Genomic DNA, 19,197 nt, shown 5'->3' with positions numbered 1-19,197 from the left:
GGGTCGTGGATTCCGGGTGGCCGGGACGTGCCCGCAGGGGCTAGGAACGGTGGTCATGATCGGCTTCGCTGACATGGGCGCCGATGAGGTCCACACCGTCCTGGCCGCCCTCGCCGCCGTCGGGTGCAGGGCGTGGATCGGCGGAGGCTGGGGCGTCGACGCGCTCGTCGGGCACCAGACCCGCGCACACCGCGACCTGGACCTGGCCGTCGCCGCGGAGCACGAAGCCGCGGCGTTGCGGGCTCTCGGCCGGCTCGGCTGCGTCGTCGAGACCGACTGGCGGCCGGTCCGCGTCGAGGTCGTCGCCGAGGGGCGGGGTCCGCTTCTCCGGACCGTCCGAGGTGGTCCACGCCCCGAACCGGATCCTTCGTCCGGGCCGGTCGCGGGGGCGTCCGGTGCTCAGGCTGGCGTCAGGACCAGCCATCCGAAGCCGACGACGTCGCGGTAGCCGTTGAGGTATCCGTCGCGCCGCTGATCAGCGAACGCACGCGCCTCCGGCGTGCCGAGACGCTCGATGCCCGCACGCCAGTCGGACTCGAAGTCGTCCCACTCGGCGACGGTGGACACGGCGACGTGCAGGGGTCGGAACCCCGCGTCCACGGCGAGCTGGGCCAGGGTTGCCAGGTCGGGCAGGTCGCCGAAGGTCTCGCGGACCTGGTCGCTGGGGCTCGCCTGGTAGAAGCCGTCGGCGAACAGCAGTTTGCCGCCCGGCACGGTGAGCCGGTGCAGCGCGGCGAGAGCCCGCGCCGCGCCGCCCCAGATGTGGCCCGCCCCCACGTTGACGACGAGATCGGCGGGCCGGTCCCAGGTGGCGGCATCCGCGCCGTGGAACGCGACCCGATCCGAGATTCCCCGCTCCGTCGCGCGCAGTTGGGCCCGCTCGGCGTCGCCGGCGTCGCGCTCCACCCCGTCACCGGCGGTGCCGTGGGCCGCGCACAGCCGCAGGAGAAACTCGCCGTTGCCGCAGCCCAGGTCCAGGGCTCGCCAGCCCGCCCCGGTGGGGGCCAGCCGCCGGATCAGGTCCGCCGCACGGTCCTCGCTGAGCGGCGAATTGAAGGTCAGGTTGGCCGCAGCCGCGGCCAGGTACGTACTGCGATCTTGGCTGTCCATCGGCACACGGTACGACAGCGGCCCCTACCACGAGGGCCGCCGAAAGGCCCGCTGGCACTCAACCCACTATCGACCCCCAGGTGGGAAGATGCGCCGATGCCGCTCACCTTTCCGTCGCACCCGGGTGCGGTACTCCCGCTCAAGCTTTGGCGACCCCGATGGTTCGACGGTGTCGCGCTGACCACCGGGGCGGTCGCGCCCGACATCGGGTACGCGTTCGTCGGGATCGGACCGGAGTGGCAGAGCCACACCCTCACCGCGCTGGTGTGGTGGTGTCTGCCGGTGGCGCTGCTCGGCGCGTGGCTCGTCCGCGCCACCGTCGCGACCCTCGCCGCCCACCTGCCCCACCTCGGCCCGCTCGCGCTGCGCGACTACGGGGTGCTCGCCACGGTGCGCCACCCCTGGCAGGTCACCGCCGGCTCGGCGCTGCTCGGCGGGGCCAGTCACATCGCCTGGGACCATCTGACCCACACCAACGCGTGGCTGCGCATCGTCTTCGGCATCGACTGGGACCAGGTCAGTGACGTCGCCTGGTGGACCGTGTCCGACATTCCCAGCAGTCTGGTCGGCGCGCTGGTCACGCTCGCCGTCGCCGTCGCGGTCGGCCGCCGCCGGCTCCTTCGCGCCTGGCACGGCAACCCACCGCCGGTCCCCACCCGCCCGAGGTTGTTCTGGTCCGTCGCGGGCAGCACCGCGATCATCGGGTACGCCCTGACCCCGCTTCTGCCAGCCAACGAGCTGCCATGGGCGACCACGGTACGGCTGCTGTGCGCCACGGCCGGGGCGCTGCTCGTCGCCGCAGTGGCGGTGCAGGCAACGAGCGCCGGGACCGCCCCTCCCGATCACACGGGCACGGTGGCGCGTGGGAGCCGTTCGGAATCGCCGCCCTCGTCGTTCTAGCAAGCCCTGTCAGCGCTGGGTGGCTGCCGGACGAACGACCCTGCGGAGGCTGGTAGCCGCTGACACCCTGGAATGCCGAAGGCCCCGGCCAGGACTCGCGTCCTGGCCGGGGCCTCGATCGTGGAGCGGGTGACGGGAATCGAACCCGCACTGTCAGCTTGGGAATTGCACAAGATCGGGCTGTCGAGCGGCGTTTCGCCTGGTCGGCTCGGCCCCAGGTGGCCTCGTTTGGCCTCCGGCGACATCGCCTTGTGGCCCGTGGATGGCCCGACGGTACGCGCCCGCCGTCCGGAGTCCCGTTTTGGTCCCATGTTCAGGGGTGAACAACTAAGTACTGTCGGCCGTCGATCCCTTCGCGCACGATGTCGAGCTGTCCGGCGTGGGTGGCGGTGTCGACAAGGACATGCACGATGACGGAGGTCAGGTCGGCCCGTCCCCCCGCTCCCTCGACCCACCGTGGTTTCGCCTCTGGCGCCAAGGATGCCAGCAGACGGTCGGATCGGGTTATCTCGTCGCGATACGCCGCCACAACGTCGTCGTAAGCCTCGGGCACGCCGACCTGCCATCCGCAGCTGTCGCCGGATGCGAAGGCAACCGCGTCGGGCTCCGCCAGCATCACCGCCTGGAACCAGTATCGCTCGACGTCAATGGTGAGATGCCGGACCAGGTCAAGCGGGGTCCAGCCGGAGGCGACGTGGGCTCGGTTAAGCGCTTCGTCGTCGAGACCCTCGATCGCATCGAGAACGTGCGAACGCTTCCAGGCAAGGCTTTGCAGCAGGAAGGCATGATGAGCGGTGAGCGCCGAATCGGCCACGAGATCATCCATCTGTTGATTCTCCCGCACCGCCGAAGACGGCCGCGCATGCACGGTGAGCAGGGTTTTTTGCGTGCGCGGTGGTGATGGAGGATCTCCTCGTCGGGCAGTCGTAGACCGTCCAGCCTCCCCGGACGGGGACAAGGTGGAGCGCCCTACCGGACGAACGACCTTGGCCCCGACCGGGGAGGCTGGTAGCCCTTGTGGTGCCCGGCGAGGTGATCCGGAGCCGATCTCTGAGGAGGGCCGGGGTTCGGGGCGGAGCCCCGAGGTCTTCCGATCGTGTCGTCCCTCAGCGTGGCCGGCCGGCCCGGCCGATGCCGGCCGGAGGTCGCCAGCAGGCCGGGGCCGGGCCGCCGCGGCCCGCTTGCGGGCCGCCTTGATCTAATAGAGCGCAATTCGGCAGTGTTGTGAGGCGTCGCCGTGTCCCGTCACGGAAGATGCTTGACAGTGGCGTCCCACTAGATGTTTGACACGATCGGAGTTTGGCTTCTCTGAACGGCCCGGCCCGGCGCGGAGTGGTAGCCGGCATGTTCAGGTCAGGCCGACTCGCTCCAGCAGTACCCGGCGGCCGATCAGAGATCGTTTCCGCTCCGGGGCTTCGGGCGCAGGGACTCAACCCACATGTTCGGGCGGCCGTCGAAATGGTCGCGCAGCCGGTCCTCGACGTGTTCAGGGCTCCAAATGGCATCCCTTTCGAGGCCCTCGCATTCCTCGATGGTGGCTGGCCGGTTGCTGAAGTAGACCGACGGCGGGTGCGATCGGGAGACGATCGTCAAGGCCCCGCTGAACATGTCCTGCCGGAACTTGACGTCCAAGCGCTGCCGCTCCCGCTCCAGGAGCGGAACCGTGTCGAGCAGGGCCCAGCGGCCGTTGCGTTGGAAGCATCGGTCGGTCACCCAAATCGTGAACGCGACGGGTTTCTCTACCAGCAACAGCAGGTCGACGGGATTCCCGGTGGCGCTGACGTGGTCGTAGAACTCAGCGTTGATGGACCATAGTTGCCGTCCGTAGGCGCACCGGCCGTCGCCCAGGTCGATCCGCACCACGCGCCCGGGGGCACGGTTCTTGCGCGCCTTTCGGATCATTCGGTCTTCGGACGGCGGCTGCTCCACGCCGCCGATGGTCCCAGACCGACTCCGCTTCTACATCGCCAGACCGACGCTTCCCACCCCTGCAGGCGCGAGGCGGACTCCTCGCTTGTCCTAGGCGAAGCGTCAAGGATGTGGTGGGACGAATTCGTCAAGCATGTGGTGGGACTAGACATGTGAGGCGTCGCCGTGTTCCGTCGCCGTGGGGACTGCGTAGATTTCCGTGTTTGACCTGGGTGTGGTCCGTTGGACAGGACGTCGATCCTGTCCAGGAAGGACCACGGCTGCGGGAGCACCTGGTGGCCTTCGTCGACGACAACCCGGAAGCGCTGGTCTTCACCACGCCGTCTGGGCGGCCGATCTGGCGGGGCAACCTCAACAAGGTCATTGGCTGGTCGACGGCAATCGGCAAGCTCGGCGTGCCAGGGCTGCACTTCCACGACCTGCGGCACACCGGCAACACGATCGCGGCGCGGACCGGGGCCAGCACTCGGGAGTTGATGGCGCGGATGGGTCACGACTCGCCGCAGGCGGCCATGATCTACCAGCACGCCACCTCGGAGGCGGATCGGGCCATCGCCCAGGCGGTGAGCGACGCGGTGAAGGCCGAGCGGAAGAAGGCCAAGAAGGCTGCGGCCGGCCCGTCGGACAAGCCGAAGGCCAAGGGCAAGAAGACGGGCAAGAAGCGTGCCTAGTGGCCCGTGGATGGCCCGCCGGGTGTTCATGGCCCAAGCAACGTCGAAGGCCCTGGTGGGGACTTGCGTCCTGACCAGGGCCTTTCGCGTGGAGCGGGTGACGGGAATCGAACCCGCACTGTCAGCTTGGGAAGCTGATGTTCTGCCATTGAACTACACCCGCAGGCGGCACCACTGTACCTGAGTCGACACGCCGGTGCACCCAGGTACCCCTCCGACGCGCGCCGGCCTGATCATCGCCCATGATCACCTCGCGTCGCCCCACCCGGGCGGCCCGCGCCGGCACACCCGAACATCGGCCCGCAGAGCCGACCGCGCGGCCCGATCCGGACCCGGAGCCGCTCCCTCATCGCCGGGTGTCGATCATGAAACGCCGCCGCCAGGAAAAAGTTCCACCGCGGCAACATATGGGCGTTCTCAAATCCTTCGATCGGTTGTAACGTCTGCCCAACGTTCTCAGCCACGGCGTGACATACCCCCTGTCGCGTCGCCAGAAAGAGGTGGGCCCATGGGACTCCGTCCCAACCTGCTGACCCGGCGTACGGCCGGCGTCGCGTCGACGACCCTCGCGCTGCTGCTCAGCACCGCCGCCGTCGGCGTCGTGCCGGCCGCTTCGGCCTTCTCCGCCGCTCCGGCCGAGGTCTGCGCCGAGCCGGCCGACGTCCACTCGGACGCCCGCGTCAAGCCGGGCGGCGAGGCCAAGCACGAGCCGAACGAGCTGACCCTCGCGGAGACCCGCGAGCGCGAGGCCGACCTGGCCGCCGCGCTGCGCGAGCGGGCCCGGTTCCGCGCCGGCGCCGGCGCCGCCACGACGGCCGCCACCGTCACCATCCCGGTGGTGGTGCACGTGATCCAGGAGGACAGCACCCGGGTCGGCGGCAACATCCCCGACTCGATGATCAACTCGCAGATCAACGTGTTGAACCAGTCGTTCAGCGGGGCGACCGGCGGCGCGTCCACCGCGTTCAGCTTCCAGCTCCAGACGATCAACCGGGTGACGAACCCGTCCTGGTACCCGATCGTGCAGGGCTCCTCGGCGGAGCGGTCGATGAAGACCTCGCTGCGTACGGGCGGCAAGAACACCCTCAACATCTACCTGGGCGAGCTGAGCGACAGCCTGCTCGGCTGGGCGACCTTCCCGACCCGCAAGCTCAACAGCATGGACGGCGTCGTCGTGCTGAGCGAGTCGCTGCCGGGCGGCACCGCCACCAACTACAACCAGGGCGACACGGGCACCCACGAGGTCGGCCACTGGCTGAACCTCTACCACACCTTCCAGGGCGGCTGCTCCGGCTCGGGCGACAGCGTCGACGACACCGCGGCCGAGGCGTCGCCGGCCTATCAGTGCCCTGACGGTCGGGACACCTGCACCGCTCTGGGCACCGACCCGATCACCAACTTCATGGACTACACGTACGACTCCTGCATGTACCAGTTCACCGCCGGGCAGGCCAGCCGCATGCTGACCGCCTGGAACGCGTACCGCGCGGCCTAGTTCCGCCGTACGACCTCATCCGGTGCCGGCCTCGCTCGACGGGGCCGGCACCGGCGTCTGTGCGTGCCGGGTGGGCGCGCCCACGGGCGGGCGGTGGGCACGGTGTGGTGCCCCGGACGGGGACGGCCCGGGGCGCCACACCGTGGCTCAGGCGGCCGGGCGGGCGGCGTGGCCGCCGACACTCCCCGACCGGGTCTCGGGCACCACGGCGGTGCCGGCGGCGGCCGCGTGGGGATCGAGCCACACCTGGACGGCGGGCCGGGCGTGCCCCTCGCCGGCGCCGCCCGCCATGCCGGACTCGCGGCGGGCCAGCATCGCCACGTCGACGGTGAACTCGAAGACCCGCCAGTCGACCTGCGGCGCGGCCCGGTGGCTGCGGGCCAGCCGGGCGACCCGGGCCGGGTCGGTCACCGGCCGGGCGTGGCCGGCGACGTAGGCCTCGTCGTCGCTCTCCTCCGGCGGGAAGGAGTGCAGCGCGTAGCGACCGTCGCGCTCCAGGTCGCGCCGCTTGGGCGAGTCGACGACGAAGCAGAAGAGCCCCTCGTCGGTGATCACCGGGGAGACCGGGTGCACCCGGGGACCGCCGTCGGCGCGGACGGTGGCCAGGTAGCCGAAGCCCGGCCCGTACTGCTGCATGAGAAGGCGGATCCCGTCGGCGAGGCGGGGCTCGTCGGCGGCGAATTCGGACCAGGAAGCCATGCCGGCATTCTATCGAACAAACGTACGAAGACGCACTCCGACACGCAGGTCACGCGCGTCGCTCGCTAAGGTGTGCGGATGCTGCTCTCCGACCGCGACCTGGCCTCCGAGATCGAGGCGGGGACGCTCGCGCTGGAGCCGTTCGAGCCCGCGCTGGTGCAACCGTCCAGCATCGACGTACGCCTCGACAATCTCTTCCGGGTCTTCAACAACCACCTCTACACCCACATCGACCCCGCGCAGCAGCAGGACGACCTCACGTCGAAGGTCGAGGTGCCGGAGGGCGAGCCGTACGTGCTGCATCCGGGCGAGTTCGTGCTCGCCTCGACGCTGGAGGTCATCTCGCTCGGCGACCAGCTCGCCGGCCGCCTGGAGGGCAAGTCGAGCCTGGGCCGGCTGGGCCTGCTCACCCACTCCACGGCGGGCTTCATCGACCCGGGCTTCTCCGGCCACGTGACCCTGGAGCTGTCGAACGTGGCCAACCTGCCGATCACCCTCTGGCCGGGCATGAAGATCGGCCAGCTCTGCATCTTCCGGCTCTCGTCGCCGGCGCAGCACCCGTACGGCTCGGCCGTCTACGGCTCGCGCTACCAGGGCCAGCGCGGGCCGACCCCGAGCCGCTCCTGGCAGCACTGGCGCACCTGGCCGACCCGCTGACCCGGGCGTCGGCCGTCGGGAGGGGCCCCTTCCCGTGCCGCACGCGCCAGGAACGGGACCCCTCCCCGCACGTCAGCCGGGCCGGCCGTAACTGTGGATCGGGCCGTCGTCGACCTTCTTCATCCTGATCGGCACCCCGGCGCGGGAGGCGTGCACCACCCAGCCCCCGCCGACGTACATGCCGACGTGGTGCAGGTCGCTGTAGTAGAAGACGAGGTCACCCGGGCGCAGCTCGCCCCGGCTGACGGTCACGGTGGCCCGGCGCTGCTGGGCGGCGTTGTGCGGCAGCGAGACCCCGGCCTTCGCCCAGGCGGCGAGCATCAGCCCGGAGCAGTCGTACGAGTTCGGCCCCTCGGCGCCCCAGACGTAGGGCTTGCCGATCTGGGCGCAGGCGAACTTCACGGCGGTGCCGGCCGCGCCGCCGGGGTAGCCGGCCGGGCAGGGGGCGGGGCGCAGCGGCCCGCCGCCGCCGTTGCCGTAGACCCGCAGCCGCAGCTTCTGCAACCGGTCGATCTCGGCGTTGATCTGCTTCTTCTTCGCCGCGAGCTGGGCCTCGGTGCGGCTGAGCTGGACGACCATCTCGTCCAGCGGCGCCTTCTTCCCGGCCAGCCGGTCGCGCAGCTCGGCGACCTGCCGCACGTCCTGCTGCTGGTGCTGGGCGAACCGGTCGAGCAGTTCGAGCTGCCCGAGCATCTCGCTGGGCGAGCGGCTGCCGAGCAGGGCGTTGACGGCGGAGACGTTCTCGCCCTTGTAGGCGCGGGCGGCCAGCGCGGCCACCTTCTCCATCGCCTGGTCGACCTGCCTTTCCAGCGGCCTGATCTGCGCGGCGAGCGCGTCGGCCTGCTTCCGCTTGGCTGCCAGGTCCTGTCGGGTGGCGTTGTGCCGTTCGATGATCGGTTCGAGCTTGTTCCAGTCTTCGTCGATCTGCCGCTCGATCTCGGCGACCGTCGGTTCGGCGTGAGCGGCCGTGGCGCCGCCGGTCAGGACGACGGCGAACGCGGCCAGGGCGGCGAGGGCGGTGGTGCAGCGGTACCAGCGTGGGCGCGGCGCAGCCGTCGCGGGGTCGGCGAGGGCCGACCGGGTCGACGGTGGCCGCGGGGCATGGTGTGCCACCGGGCTCCGTACTCCTTCTTCCGTACCGCCTACCGGGTTAGCTGACGGGTTCGGGCGGGAAGGGGCGCCCTACCGCAGGGACTGCGGATTCACCCCGGGGAACGTGGGTCCCCGGCTCGCTCGGGAGCGACTCGGCGGTGTCGGACCGTCACCGCCCTGGTTGGACGGATTGTCACCGGCCGACGAAGGACCAGAGTAGAGACGACCGTTATCGATCCGCAACCCTTCGGGCGGTGACACTCCGTACTCATCCGGACGGGCGGATCCGCAACCCGGACGACGAAAGTTTCCTTCCTTTTGAAGTGTCGGGCGGAAAGGTATTGACCCGAGGCGGCGGACGGGGCGAAGGTGGCCCCATCTTTGCCCGTCCGAACTGGGGGTCTGATGCACCTGTCAGCGACATCAAGGAGCAGACGCGTCCTGCTGGCCGCGGCCGTGGCCGCCGCCCTGGCGGCGACGCCGCTCACCGCCGCCGGATCCGCCGCCGCGTCGCCGGCGACCGACCGGCAGCAGCAGTACGCCGCCGCGGCGGCCGAGTACGGCGTGCCCGAGAGCGTCCTGCTCGGGGTTTCCTACCTGCAGTCCCGCTGGGACACCAACGCCGGCACGCCGAGCACCAGCGGCGGCTACGGACCCATGCACCTCACCGACGCCGAGCACGTCGCCGCCATCTCCGGCGGCACCCACCACGACGAGGGCACCGAGGACCCGCGCGGCGACGACTCCCGCCGGTCCCTGGCCGAGGCCCACGAGCCGCCGGACACCGCGCCGCCCGCCGAGGCCGCGCTCCGGACGCTCGACGCCGCCGCGGAGCTGACCGGCGCCAGCGAGGAGGCGCTGCGGACGGACGTCACGGCGAACATCCGGGGCGGCGCGGCGCTGCTGGCCGCGTACCAGAAGGAGATCGGCGCCCCGGTCGGCACCGGCACCGACCCGGCGGCCTGGTACGGCGCGGTGGCCCGGTACTCCGGCGCGGACAGCGCCGACGCCGCGGCGGCCTTCGCCAACGAGGTGTACGCCACCATCGCCGCGGGCGACAGCCGGCTGACCGACGACGGGCAGCGGGTCACGCTGGCCGGCGTCGCGGTCCAGCCGGACCGCTCCTGGCTGGACCGGCTGAACCTGCGCAAGCTCGCGCGGCCCGACGGGCTGGAGTGCCCGAGCGACATCTCCTGCGAGTGGATCCCGGCGCCGTACCAGAACTACGGCCCGACGATCGAGGACTACGGCAACCACGACCTCGCCGACCGGCCCGCGCAGCAGAAGATCGAATACATCGTCATCCACGACACCGAGGGCTACTTCGGGCCGAGCGTCAACCTGGTCAAGGACCCGAAGCGGGTGGGCTGGCACTACACCCTGCGCTCGGTGGACGGCCACATCGCCCAGCACATCAAGACCAAGAACGTGGGCTGGCACGCCGGCAACTGGTACGTGAACTCCAAGTCCATCGGCCTGGAGCACGAGGGCTTCGCCGGGCACGGCACCTGGTACACCGAGGCGATGTACCGCACCTCCGCCAAGCTGGTCCGCCACCTGGCGCGGCAGTACAACATCCCGCTGGACCGGCAGCACATCATCGGGCACGACAACATCCCCGGCACCGTCGCCTCGACCGTGCGCGGCATGCACTGGGACCCGGGCCCGTACTGGAACTGGTCGCACTACTTCGACCTGCTCAAGGCGCCGTTCAAGTCGACCGGCACGCACCACACGGGCCTGGTCACCATCGACCCGGACTTCGCCACCAACCAGCCGCAGTTCACCGGCTGCAACCGGCAGCCCCCGGGCGTGCCGAACCCGCCCCCGGCGACGGCTCCCTGCCCGCTGCGCGGCTCGTCCGCGGTGCCCCTGCACAGCGCGCCGAGCCAGGACGCGCCGCTGGTCAACGACATCGCACTGCGGCCCGACGGCACCCCGAACACCATGTACATCTCCGACCACGGCGCCCGGGCCTCGGCCGGACAGACGTACGCCGTGGCCGAGGTGCGGGGCGACTGGACCGCGATCTGGTACCTCGGTCAGAAGGCGTGGTTCCACAACCCCGCCTCGGCCCCGACCGCGAAGTGGGCCGTCGGCCTGGTCGCCACCCCGAAGGCCGGCAAGACCACCATCCCGGTGTACGGCCGGGCGTACCCGGAGGCGGCGGCGTACCCGGCCGGCGTGCCGTACCAGCCGATCTCGCCGCTGCAGTACACCCTCTCGGCCGGTCAGCGGTACGCCGTCGGCGACGTGCTCCCCGGCGAGTACTACCGCGCCGTCACGTTCGACGGCTCCGCCCCGCACGACCGGACGGTCGTCCGCGGCGAGAACAAGTACGTGCAGATCCAGTTCGGTCACCGGGTCATGTTCGTCAACCTGGACGACGTGAACCTGGTGCCGTCCCCGCTGGGCGCGCCCCGCTGATCCCACCGCACGAAGAGGGCCCCCGGTCGATCCGACCGGGGGCCCTCGCGTTGCGCGGTGTGCGGATCAGCCGGGCCTGCGGAACCCGGCCACCGGCATGGTGTTGATGCTGGAGACGTTGACCGGCTTGCCGGCCCGGGGCGCGTGCACCATCTTGTCGTTGCCGAGGTAGAGGCCGACGTGGTGCAGGTCGCTGAAGAAGAAGACCAGGTCACCGGGGCGCGCCTCGGAGCGCGGGATGGCCTTGCCCTCGTTCCACTGCGCACCGGTGAAGTGCGTCAGGTGGATCCCCGCCGCCTTGTAGGCGTACTGGGTCAGGCCGGAGCAGTCGAACGAGTTCGGACCGGTGGCACCCCAGACGTACGGGTCGCCGACCTGGGCGCAGGCGGTCCGGATCGCGGTCCGGGCCGCATCGCTGACCACGCCGTTGATGGTCGGGCACTTCTCCGTCTTGACGGTCGTCACCGGCAGCGACGCCTCGAGCTTCTTGATGTCGGCGTCGATCTGCTTCTTCTTCGCCGCCAGGTCGTTCTGCTGCTTCGTCTGCGCGACGATCAGCGTGTCGAGCTTCTGCTTCTCCGCGTCGTACTTCTCGCGGACCTTGGTCACGCCCTCGAGCTGCTTGCGCTCCTGCGCGGCCAGCCGGTCCAGCAGGGTCAGCTGCTCGGTCAGGGTGTGGGGCTTGGCGCTGACCAGCAGCGCGCCGATCTCCTGCGACGGGCCGGTGATGTAGTAGCGGGAGGCGAGTGCGCCGACCCGGTCCATCGCCAGCTCGCTCTCCAGCGCCAACGGCTGGATCTTCTTCTGCAGGTCCTCCGACTTCTTGCGGTTGACCTTCAGCTGCGCCCGCACCTTGTTGTACTGCTCGATGGTGGGCTCGAGCTGCTCCCACTTCTTGTCGATCGCGGCCTCGATCTCGTCGACCGAGGGCTCGGCGTGGGCGGGCGCGGCCAGCATGCCGGCGCCGACCACCGCCGCGGCGACCAGGGTGAGCAGACGGTGGGCGACCCTACGCAGGCCACCCGGACGAGCAGATCGTCCCGGTGCGTGACGATGAGGGGGCATGGTTGCCACCGGCACCGACTCCTTTTGCAACCCGGCCGCTTGGCGCCTCGCGCGAGGGAAGAGGGGCGAGACAGACGACCCACAGCGGCCGGTGCCCAACATTAGGGAAGGCCGGCAGCGGAATCAAGGCGACCGACGTTCACTTCACGCCTGCGCAACCGCTTGCGCACCAAGGGTGTCGGGCCGCCGACCAACGATCGCGGTCAATACATCGTCCAGCGTGACCACCCCGAGAGGACGACGGCCTTCGCTGACCAGCACCATGTGCCGCCGCTCCCGGCGCATCGACAGCAGCAGGTCGGCGAGCGTACGGTCCGGCGGCACCACCGCCAACGGCCGGTAGACCTCCGCCGGCACGGGGGCCCGCCGGCTCGCGCCCGCGTACCCGAGCACGTCCTTGACGTGCACGAAGCCGAGCACCCGGCGGGTGGAGCGCTGCACCACCGGGAAGCGGGACCGGCCCGTGCGGGTGGCCAGCACCTCCAACGAGGCGGGCGAGACGTCCTCGGCCACCGTGGTGACCGTGGACCACGGTTGCAGGGCGTCGGCGGCGGTCCGGCTGTGCAACGCGAGCGCACCCGTGATCCGGGCGTGCTCCTCCGCGTCGAGCAGCCCCTCCGTACGCGCCTGCGACACCAGCCCGGCCAGTTCCTCGGCGGTGAAGACCGTCTTCACCGCCTCGGTGGCCTCGATCCGCCACAGTCCCAGCACCCGGCGCGACGCCCACTTCATCGCCACCAGCAGCGGCTTGGTGGCCAGGCAGAACGCCAGCATCGCCGGCCCCAGCCAGAGCGCCGACGGCTCCGGGCCGGCCAGCGTGATGTTCTTCGGCACCATCTCGCCGACCACGGTGTGCAGGAAGACCACCACGCCGAGGGCGAGCACGAAGGCCACCGGGTGGACCACCCCCTCCGGCAGCCACGCGGCGCGGAACGCCGGCTCCAGCAGGTGCGCGAGGGCGGGCTCGGCGATCGCGCCCAGCCCCAGCGAGCAGATGGTGATGCCGAGCTGCGCCCCGGCGATCATCAGCGGGATCTGGTTCATCGCCGACAACGCCCAGCGGGCCCGCTTCGAGCCGGCCGCCAACGGCTCGACCACCGTGCGCCGGGACGCGATCAGCGCGAACTCGCTGCCCACGAAGAACGCGTTGCCGAGCAGCAGCGCGACCGTGACCAACAGCTCAGGCATCGCCGTCCGGCTCCTCGGGACGGACCACCCGGACCTGCTCGATCCGGTGCCGCTCGACCTCCACGACGGTGAACTCGAAGCCCGACTCGTCGACCGTCTCGCCCGCCAGGGGGATGTGCCCCAGCCGGGCCATCAGGAACCCGGCGAGCGTCTCGTACGGCCCCTCGGGCAGCCGGAAGCCGGTCTGCTCCGCCAGCTCGTCGGAGCGCAGCACCCCGTCGACGAGGACCGTCCGCTCCCCGCCCGGCACGGTCAGCTCGGCTGGGTCGACGTCGTCCACCGCGTCCGGGTCGAACTCGTCGGCGATCTCCCCGACCAGCTCCTCCACGAGGTCCTCCGTGGTGACCACGCCGTCGGTGCCGCCGTACTCGTCGACCACGATGGCGAGGTCGGCACCCGCGCCGCCGAGCGCGGCGAGCACGCCGTCGAGGTCCAGGCTCTCCGGCACGTACACCGGCTCGCGGGCCACCGAGCCGACCGTGGTCGAGCCGCGCAGGGCCAGCGGCACGCCCAGCGCGTCGGGCACCCCGGCGACGCCGGTCACCAGGTCGAGGGTCTCCTCGTACACCGGGAACCGGGTCCGCCCGGTCTGGCGGGACAGCGCCAGCAGCTCCGCCACGGTGGCGGTGGCCCGCAGCGCGACGACGTCGACCCGCGGGGTCATCGCCTCGGCGGCCCGCTTGTCGCCGAACCGGATGGTCCGGCGCAGCAGCATGGCGGTGTCCGGCGGCAGCGCCCCGGCCCGCGCCGAGATGGCCGCCAGCAGCCCCAGTTCCTCCGGCGAGCGGGCGCTGGCCAGCTCCTCCTGCGGCTCGACGCCCAGCAGCCGGACCAGGCGGTTCGCCGAGTCGTTCAACGCCCGGATCAGCCAGCCGCAGGCGCGGGAGAAGGCGCGCATCGGCCCGGCGGTCGCGAGCGCGGTGGGCATCGGCCGGGCCAGCGCGAGGTTCTTCGGCACCAGTTCGCCGAAGAGCATGGAGAGCAGGGTGGCCAGGGCCAGGGCGAGGAACGGGGTGAACCGTCCGGCGGCGTCCCCGGCGACCGGGCGCAGCAGCGGGGTGAAGAGGCGCGCCAGGGCGGGCTCGGCCAGGTAGCCCGTGAGCAGTGCGGTGAGGGTGATGCCGAGCTGCGCCCCGGAGAGCTGGAAGGAGAGTTCCCGCAGCGCCCGGCGTACGGTCACGGCCCGGCCGTCGCCCGCCGTCGCCCGCCGCTCGATCTCGGGTCGGTCCACCGTGACCAGGGCGAACTCGGCCGCGACGAAGAACGCGTTGCCGCCGGTCAGCAGCACGAAGCCGACCAGGGGCAGCACCGTGGTCAGCAGCAGGCCATCGATGGTCGTCTCACCTCGGCGAGATTCTCGCACGGGTGACGGCCCTGGTCACGGGCGAGAGACCTGCCGGTCTCGCGGGGCCGGGCTACCGTCGGGACATGGCCCCGCTCACTCTCGCCCACGAACTCGCCCTGCTCGGCTACGACGACGCGGGCGTCAACCGGCTCGGCCGGCCCACGCTCGACTACGGCCTGGCCGGCGCCCTGCTGCTGGAGCTGGCGCTCGCCGGTCGGGTCGAGATCGCCGACGACCGGCTGGTGGTGGCCGACCCGACCCCCGTCGGCCAGCGGCAGCTCGACGACGCGCTGGCCCGGATCGCCGCCGACCCGAAGCGGCGCAAGCCGAGCGACTGGATCAGCCGGCTCGCCAAGGACCTGCCCGAGCAGGTGCTGGACGGGCTGGTCACCGCCGGCGTGCTCCGGCGCGACTCCGACAAGGTGCTGTGGGTCTTCCCGCGTACCCGCTATCCGTCCTCCACCGGCGCGGAGCCGGCGGTGGAGACGCAGGCCCGGCAGCGGATGGTCGCCGCCGTGGCCGGGGACGGCCCGGTGGACGCGCGGACGGCCGCCCTCATCGGCCTCGCCCAGGCCGTCGGCCTGGACCGCCAGCTCTTCGCGGAGCTGCCGAAACAGCACGTCAAGCGCCGGCTGACCGAGATCGCCGCCGGTGACTGGGCGTCCGCCGCCACGAAGAAGGCCATCGAGGAGACCCAGGCCGCCGTGCTGATCGCCACCACCACGGCGACCACGGCCGTCATCATCACCACGACCTCCTGAACGCCGACGGCGACCGTCCTCGCCCCGGTGGCCATGGCCTCCTCGACCCGGTCCACGTTGATCCGCTTGCCGATCTTCTCCTCCATCCACATCCGGGCGCCACCGGCACCGCAGCAGAAGGAGCGCTCGCTGTTGCGCGGCATCTCGGTGAGCTCACCCTCAATGGCGGTGCCGAGCACCTCGCGCGGCGGGGCGAAGACCCGGTTGTGCCGGCCCAGGTAGCAGGGGTCGTGGTAGGTCACGCCGCCGTCGACCGGCTGCACCGGGGTGAGCTTGCCGGTGGCGACCAGGTGGGCCAGGAGCTGGGTGTGGTGGACCACCTCGAACTCGCCGCCGAGCTGGCCGTACTCGTTGCCCAAGGTGTTGAAGCAGTGCGGGCAGGTGGCGACGATCTTCCGCTTGCTCTTCTCCCGGCCCTCGAACGCCTCGTTGAGGGTCTCGACGTTCTGCTGGGCGAGCATCTGGAAGACGAACTCGTTGCCGATGCGGCGGGCCGGGTCGCCGGAGCAGGTCTCGCCTTCGCCGAGGATCGCGAACTTCACGCCCGCCTCGTTGAGCAGCGTGGCGACCGCCCGGGTGGTCTTCTTGGCCCGGTCCTCGAACGCGCCGGCGCAGCCGACCCAGAAGAGGTACTCGAAGTCGTCGACCTCGCCGACCCGCGGCACCTCGAAGTCCAGGCCCTTGGTCCAGTCCTCGCGGGTGTTCTGCGGGGCGCCCCACGGGTTGCCCTTGTTCTCCAGGTTGCGCAGCATCACGCCGGCCTCCGACGGGAAGCTCGACTCGATGAGCACCTGGTAGCGGCGCATGTCGACGATGTGGTCGACGTGCTCGATGTCGACCGGGCACTGCTCGACGCAGGCGCCGCAGGTCGTACAGGACCAGAGCACGTCCGGGTCGATGATGCCGCCTTCCTCGGCGGTGCCGATCAGCGGTCGGTCGGCCTCGGCGAGCGCGAGGACGTCCATGTGGGCGAGCTGGGCGGCGGTCGCCTTCTCCTCGCCGGTCAGGTCCTTGCCCCCGCCGGCCAGCAGGTACGGCGCCTTGGCGTACGCGTGGTCGCGCAGGCTCAGCACCAGCAGCTTCGGCGACAGCGGCTTGCCGGTGTTCCAGGCCGGGCACTGCGACTGGCAGCGGCCGCACTCGGTGCAGGTGCTGAAGTCCAGCAGGCCCTTCCAGGTGAACTGCTCGACCTGGGCGACGCCGAACTGGTCCTTCTCCGGGTCCGCCTCCTCGAAGTCCAGCGGCTTGCCCTGGCTCGTCATGGGGCGCAGCGCGCCGAGGCCGGAGACGTTGGCGCCCGGGTCGCGCTTGAAGAAGATGTTGAAGAAGGCCAGGAAGCGGTGCCAGGCGACGCCCATGGTGACGTTCAGCGCGATCACGATGAGCCAGGTCATCGAGATAGCGATCTTGATGAGCGCGGCGACGCTGACGCCGGTCTCCCAGTTCGGCAGCACCCCGCCGACGGCGTGGCTGAGCGGGGTGGCCCAGACCGGGTACTCGAAGTGGTCGGTGGCGACCTTGAAGCCCCGGATGACGAAGCCCATGATCAGCACCGCGAGGACCACGGCCTCGACGAAGTAGCCCTGCCACATGGTGGAGCCGGTGAACCGGGAGCGGCCGCCCGGCCGGGTCGGCCGGTTGCGGACGCGGATCGCGATCAGCACCAGGATGCTGACGATGCCCAGGATGCCGATCAGCTCGGTCACCGCGCCGTAGAGCGCCCAGCCGCCGACCAGCGGCAGCCCGCCGGTCGGGGAGACGACCTCGAAGTACGCCTCCAGCACCAGCAGCGACAGCACGATGAACCCGACCATCACGAACCAGTGCGCCGCACCCACCACGCTCCAGCGGAGCATGCGGGTGTGGCCGGCGGTCTCCGCCAGCATGGTCCTCGTGCGGGTGCCCTTGTCGCCGAAGCGGGTCGGGTCCGGCTGACCCAGCCGGATGACGGCCACCATCTTCATGACCGCGCGTACCGCAAGCCACACCGCCACGGCGGTGATGGCGAACGCGAGGATCGTGGTGACGATCTGGACGCTGCCCATCGAGTTGGCCTCCCCGGTCTACTGCCTGTCGAGCGGCTCGGCGACCGGGGCCGGGTCAGGGCGCGATCGGCGAGCCGCAGCTGCCGCACCCTCGACCGGACCGGTCGATGACCTCGCTCCGCTCGGTCATGCAGTGCAGCCTACGCGCAAGGTTACCCAGCAGTAACGTGAGTCATCTCGCACCCGGGCCGCGCCGCCCTGCGCACACCATAGGGCGCACGCCCCCGAACCGCCGGGCAGGGGCTCCACTGAGTGACATGGATTGCCGCAGCACCGGCTCGGGGGCCGGTGCCGCGGTCGACGGCAGGGCTGCTCGCGCCCGGGGGCCCCGCCGCCGGGCCGGCGGCGGGGTGGCGGGGCTCAGCGCCAGCGGGAGAGCAGGATCAGGGAGGCGACCATGGCGCCGAAGCCCACCGCGAGGTTCCAGTAACCCCACGACATGACCGGGTACTCCTGCTCGGAGAGGTAGTAGACCACCAGCCAGCCGATGCCGAAAACGATGAGGGCGACCGCCGAGACCGGGAGCCAGACCGGGCTAGGCTTGCGCGTCGCCGCCGTCGCCGTCGGACGGACGTCCGTCGGCGGGGTGTACACCTTCTTCTTGCGAACCTGAGACTTGGGCACGACGCTCTCCAGAGGGGTTACGACCTCGTCCGGCCTGACAACCGGGCGCGGGGGCGACGGTCCATGGCCAATAATGTTCGACAGCTAGCGTAGTCCCGAAGGCGCGTCCAATCCACGAATGGGGCGAGGCCGGTGCACCCAGTGACCGAAAAAGGCGGGACTGTTCGGGTCGCCGCAGCGGCCCGCGCCTCCGCGGGCTGAACCAGACGACGGGGAAGGAACGCTCGGTGGAGTACACATCCGGCGCGGCCTCCTGGCAGAAGGTGCTCCGGCGGGCGGTCGCCGGGCTGCTGCCTCGGCGCCCACGGCAGCGACGACCGGGCTGGTCGATCGGGGTGCCGCTGATCGCCGCCGCGGCCGGGCTGCTCTTCACCACCACGGCCACCACCGCCGGCGGCACCGCCCTGCGCGAGGACCGCCGACCCCAGCTCAACCAGTTGATCGAGGACCGGCGCGCGGAGGTGGCGGCCAGCGAGCGGCGGGCGGCCGACCTGCGCGACGAGGTCGAGGGCCGCACGAACGCCCTGGCCAGCTCCGACGGCCCGATCAAGGAACAGCAGGACCGGGCCGCCGCCAGCCGGGACGACGCCGGCTTCACCGCGCTCGCGGGGCCCGGGGTGACGGTGGAACTCGACGACGCGCCGCGGCGCAACGACGGCACGCTGCCCGCCGGGGCCACCAACGACGACCTGGTCGTCCACCAGGGGGACGTGCAGGCGGTGGTGAACGCCCTCTGGGCGGGTGGCGCCGAGGCCATGTCCATCATGAACGTCCGCGTGCTGTCGACCAGCGCGGTACGCTGCGTGGGTAACACCCTGCTGCTGCACGGCCGGGTGTACTCCCCACCATTCAAGATCGTAGCAATCGGCGATCCCGCTGCCCTGCAGCAGGCCCTCGCCGACTCTCAGGGAGTCCGGTTGTTCAGGGACCTGGTCGACGACTACAAGCTCGGTTACAGGGAGACCGTCTCCACCGTGACCGTGCCGGCGTTCGAGGACTCGACCACGCTGCGCTCGGCGACGGTGCCCCGGTGAGCCGCGCACCCGACGACTGGCCCGAGGACCACGACGGCCGTCACCGCGACCAGGCTGACGGCCCGACCGCCTTCCTGCCCAAGGTCGACCGTTCCGGGCCCGCCCCGGCCCGCCCGGCCCCGGCCGGCGCCTGGCCGCAGCCCACGCTGCCGCCC

17 protein-coding genes, 1 tRNA gene, 1 pseudogene and 1 riboswitch are annotated in these 19,197 nt (G+C 71.3%); of the genes and pseudogenes, 8 read left to right on the top strand and 11 right to left on the bottom strand.

Translation table 11 applies throughout. From position 1 onward, the window contains the following. Positions 1-55 precede the first annotated feature (55 nt). Complete coding sequence (locus ACSNN9_RS13140) at positions 56-448, top strand: nucleotidyltransferase domain-containing protein (RefSeq protein ID WP_436673320.1); 393 nt, start codon at positions 56-58, stop codon at positions 446-448. Here ACSNN9_RS13140 and ACSNN9_RS13135 read toward each other — a convergent pair. Then, complete coding sequence (locus ACSNN9_RS13135) at positions 400-1,110, bottom strand: SAM-dependent methyltransferase (protein ID WP_436673319.1); 711 nt, start codon at positions 1,108-1,110, stop codon at positions 400-402. The genes ACSNN9_RS13140 and ACSNN9_RS13135 overlap by 49 nt on opposite strands. 96 nt (positions 1,111-1,206) lie before the next feature. Here ACSNN9_RS13135 and ACSNN9_RS13130 point away from each other — a divergent pair, with 96 nt between their 5' ends. After that, positions 1,207-2,010 carry a DUF4184 family protein gene (locus tag ACSNN9_RS13130; RefSeq protein WP_436673318.1) on the top strand — a complete coding sequence of 268 codons (804 nt, stop codon included), beginning with the start codon at positions 1,207-1,209 and terminating at the stop codon, positions 2,008-2,010. Positions 2,011-2,323: 313 nt separating this feature from the next. Here the strand turns inward: ACSNN9_RS13130 and ACSNN9_RS13125 are convergent, their stop codons facing one another. Beyond that, positions 2,324-2,836, bottom strand: a complete 513-nt coding sequence (locus ACSNN9_RS13125; RefSeq protein ID WP_436673317.1) for a DinB family protein — start codon at positions 2,834-2,836, stop codon at positions 2,324-2,326. A 563-nt stretch (positions 2,837-3,399) separates the two neighbouring features. Beyond that, the gene (locus ACSNN9_RS13120) at positions 3,400-3,939 is read right to left on the bottom strand and encodes an Imm26 family immunity protein (protein WP_436673316.1); all 540 of its coding nucleotides are present in this window, start codon (positions 3,937-3,939) and stop codon (positions 3,400-3,402) included. A 275-nt stretch (positions 3,940-4,214) separates the two neighbouring features. Between ACSNN9_RS13120 and ACSNN9_RS13115 the strand changes: the two genes are divergently transcribed. Then, the gene (locus ACSNN9_RS13115) at positions 4,215-4,610 is read left to right on the top strand and encodes a tyrosine-type recombinase/integrase (protein ID WP_436673315.1); all 396 of its coding nucleotides are present in this window, start codon (positions 4,215-4,217) and stop codon (positions 4,608-4,610) included. Between the two features lie 89 nt (positions 4,611-4,699). Here ACSNN9_RS13115 and ACSNN9_RS13110 read toward each other — a convergent pair. Then, positions 4,700-4,773: transfer RNA gene (locus tag ACSNN9_RS13110), tRNA-Gly, on the bottom strand. Between the two features lie 345 nt (positions 4,774-5,118). Between ACSNN9_RS13110 and ACSNN9_RS13105 the strand changes: the two genes are divergently transcribed. Beyond that, positions 5,119-6,105: a zinc metalloprotease gene (locus ACSNN9_RS13105; RefSeq protein ID WP_436673314.1), complete on the top strand. Its 987-nt coding sequence runs from the start codon at positions 5,119-5,121 to the stop codon at positions 6,103-6,105. A 147-nt stretch (positions 6,106-6,252) separates the two neighbouring features. Here the strand turns inward: ACSNN9_RS13105 and ACSNN9_RS13100 are convergent, their stop codons facing one another. After that, positions 6,253-6,804 (bottom strand): pyridoxamine 5'-phosphate oxidase family protein, encoded by a 552-nt coding sequence (locus ACSNN9_RS13100; RefSeq protein ID WP_436673313.1) that lies wholly within the window; start codon positions 6,802-6,804, stop codon positions 6,253-6,255. Positions 6,805-6,882: 78 nt separating this feature from the next. On the opposite strand from ACSNN9_RS13100, the gene dcd reads away from it, so the two are divergent. Beyond that, positions 6,883-7,461, top strand: coding sequence for a dCTP deaminase (gene dcd / locus ACSNN9_RS13095; protein ID WP_357866609.1), 579 nt, complete (start codon positions 6,883-6,885; stop codon positions 7,459-7,461). 72 nt (positions 7,462-7,533) lie between these two features. Here the strand turns inward: dcd and ACSNN9_RS13090 are convergent, their stop codons facing one another. Then, positions 7,534-8,574: an NlpC/P60 family protein gene (locus ACSNN9_RS13090; RefSeq protein WP_436673312.1), complete on the bottom strand. Its 1,041-nt coding sequence runs from the start codon at positions 8,572-8,574 to the stop codon at positions 7,534-7,536. A gap of 12 nt (positions 8,575-8,586) precedes the next feature. Then, positions 8,587-8,721, bottom strand: a riboswitch (cyclic di-AMP (ydaO/yuaA leader). 237 nt (positions 8,722-8,958) lie between these two features. Between ACSNN9_RS13090 and ACSNN9_RS13085 the strand changes: the two genes are divergently transcribed. Beyond that, the gene (locus tag ACSNN9_RS13085; RefSeq protein WP_436673311.1) at positions 8,959-10,980 is read left to right on the top strand and encodes an N-acetylmuramoyl-L-alanine amidase; all 2,022 of its coding nucleotides are present in this window, start codon (positions 8,959-8,961) and stop codon (positions 10,978-10,980) included. 66 nt (positions 10,981-11,046) lie between these two features. Here ACSNN9_RS13085 and ACSNN9_RS13080 read toward each other — a convergent pair whose 3' ends face one another. The 3 genes from ACSNN9_RS13080 to ACSNN9_RS13070 form a co-directional block, all read right to left on the bottom strand. Beyond that, complete coding sequence (locus ACSNN9_RS13080; protein WP_436673310.1) at positions 11,047-12,060, bottom strand: NlpC/P60 family protein; 1,014 nt, start codon at positions 12,058-12,060, stop codon at positions 11,047-11,049. A 129-nt stretch (positions 12,061-12,189) separates the two neighbouring features. Continuing rightward, complete coding sequence (locus ACSNN9_RS13075; RefSeq protein ID WP_436673309.1) at positions 12,190-13,233, bottom strand: hemolysin family protein; 1,044 nt, start codon at positions 13,231-13,233, stop codon at positions 12,190-12,192. Next, positions 13,226-14,539, bottom strand: coding sequence for a hemolysin family protein (locus ACSNN9_RS13070; protein ID WP_436673343.1), 1,314 nt, complete (start codon positions 14,537-14,539; stop codon positions 13,226-13,228). Before ACSNN9_RS13070 ends, ACSNN9_RS13075 begins: the two co-directional genes overlap by 8 nt. Before the next feature lie 122 nt (positions 14,540-14,661). Between ACSNN9_RS13070 and ACSNN9_RS13065 the strand changes: the two genes are divergently transcribed. Then, positions 14,662-15,339 (top strand): GOLPH3/VPS74 family protein, encoded by a 678-nt coding sequence (locus tag ACSNN9_RS13065; protein ID WP_436673308.1) that lies wholly within the window; start codon positions 14,662-14,664, stop codon positions 15,337-15,339. A 2-nt stretch (positions 15,340-15,341) separates the two neighbouring features. On the opposite strand, the pseudogene ACSNN9_RS13060 reads toward ACSNN9_RS13065, so the two are convergent. Both ACSNN9_RS13060 and ACSNN9_RS13055 read right to left on the bottom strand, forming a co-directional pair. Further along, positions 15,342-17,384, bottom strand: a pseudogene (locus ACSNN9_RS13060) ((Fe-S)-binding protein); the annotation flags it as partial. 360 nt (positions 17,385-17,744) lie between these two features. After that, a complete protein-coding gene (locus ACSNN9_RS13055; protein WP_121397325.1) occupies positions 17,745-18,008 on the bottom strand; it encodes a cell division protein CrgA in 264 nt (87 codons plus the stop codon). A gap of 227 nt (positions 18,009-18,235) precedes the next feature. Between ACSNN9_RS13055 and ACSNN9_RS13050 the strand changes: the two genes are divergently transcribed. Continuing rightward, entirely contained in the window at positions 18,236-19,042 is an 807-nt protein-coding gene (locus ACSNN9_RS13050) for a DUF881 domain-containing protein (protein WP_358082630.1), read from the top strand. The last annotated feature ends 155 nt before the right edge of the window (positions 19,043-19,197 follow it).

The sequence above is a fragment of the Micromonospora sp. URMC 107 genome, assembly GCF_051386315.1.
Classification (GTDB): domain Bacteria; phylum Actinomycetota; class Actinomycetes; order Mycobacteriales; family Micromonosporaceae; genus Micromonospora.
This window is presented reverse-complemented; position numbering and strand designations above follow the sequence as displayed.